A 1,490-nucleotide genomic window follows, 5' to 3' on the forward strand; every position below is an offset into this window, starting at 1 on the left:
GTGGTGGTGAATCGGTCGATGGTGGCGGGGGTGAACAGTTCGGTGGCGTAGGTGAGGGAGCCGACCATACCGTTCGGGGTGTCGGCGAGGTCGAGTTCGAGGTCCGTCTTGGCCGCACCCAACCCCGTCGCCGCACCCAACTCCGTTGCCGCGCCCGCCGGAAGTACTGATTCGACCAGGCCCGGCAGCAACGAACCCACCTCACCGGTGTCGGTGTCGGTGCTGTTGTGGGTGAGGAGGATTTGGAAGAGGGGTGTGCGGTTGGTGGTGCGGGGTGTGTTGGTGGTGCGGGTGATGGTTTCGAAGGGTGCGTGTTGGTGGGCGAGGCCGTCGAGGACGGTGTGGTGGGTGGTGGTGAGTAGGTCGGTGATGGTGTCGGTGGGGTGGAGGTGGTGGCGTAGGGGGAGGGTGTTGACGAAGTAGCCGATGAGGTTTTCGAGTCCGTGTTCGGTGCGTCCGCCGACGGGGGAGCCGATGACGATGTCGGTGCCGGCGCCGAGCAGTGATGCGGTGACGGCGGTGACGGTGTGGGTGAGGGTGAACATCGAGACGCCGTGCTGGGCGGCGACGGTGCGGGCTGCGGCGGCGGTGTGGGGGTCGATGGTGAAGGTGATGTCGGTGCCGTGGCCGGTGGGGTGTGCGGGGCGGGGGTGGTCGAGGGTGATGATCGATTCGTCGGGGGCGTCGGTGAGGGTGGTGCGCCAGTAGTCGAGGTGGCCGGCGAGTTCGGAGGTGGGGTCGGCGGCGTCGCCGAGGGTGGTGCGTTGCCAGGTGGCGTAGTGGGCGTAGGTGACCGGTAGTGGTGTCCAGGTCGGTGCGGTGCCGGCCTGTCGTGCGGTGTAGGCAGCGGCGAGGTCGGTGAGCAGGGCGGGGGTGGACCATTCGTCGATCGCGTGGTGGTGCGCGATGAGGGCGATGGTCCATTCGGTGTCGCCGGTGCGCAGGACAGCGACGCGGAGGGGGAGGTCGGCGGCGAGATCGAACCCGGCGCCGATGAGGGTGTCGATGGTGGTTTGTGTGTCTGAGGGTGCGTTGTCGCGCATGTCGTCGATGTGGATCGAGAGTCGTTCGGTGATGTGGGTGGGTTCGACGATGTGTTGGGTGAGGGTGCCGTCGTGTTCGACGAGCAGGGTGCGCAGGGGGTGGTGGCGGGTGACGAGGTCGCCGATGGCGGCGGTGAAGGCTGCGGTGTCGAGGTTTCCGGTGAGGGTCCAGATCGTGGGTACGACGTACTGGGAGGCGGGTCCGCCGAGTTGGTCGATGATCCAGAGTGCTTGTTGGCCGTAGGAGGCGGGGATCGGGTCGGTGACCTCGATGTCGGTGATGCGTACTGGTGACAGGTGTGCTGTGGCGCCGTCGCCGGTGGTGTCGAGGGTGGCGATGGTGGTGTCGACGAGGTGCGCGAGGCCGGTGATGGTGGGGGTGGTGAACACTTCGCGCAGGGTCAGGGAGGTGCCGAGTTCGGCGTTGATGCGGGCGGCGACGCGGGT

General features: G+C 67.5%; 1 protein-coding gene. It reads right to left on the reverse strand.

What is annotated here, in order from left to right; translation table 11 throughout:
- Window positions 1-1,490: condensation domain-containing protein (locus CH290_RS05860; protein ID WP_249277802.1), on the reverse strand; the 1,490-nt coding region annotated here is incomplete at both ends.

This window comes from Rhodococcus sp. 06-156-4 (genome assembly GCF_002259345.1).
In the GTDB taxonomy this organism is placed as follows: Bacteria; Actinomycetota; Actinomycetes; order Mycobacteriales; family Mycobacteriaceae; genus Rhodococcoides; species Rhodococcoides fascians_E.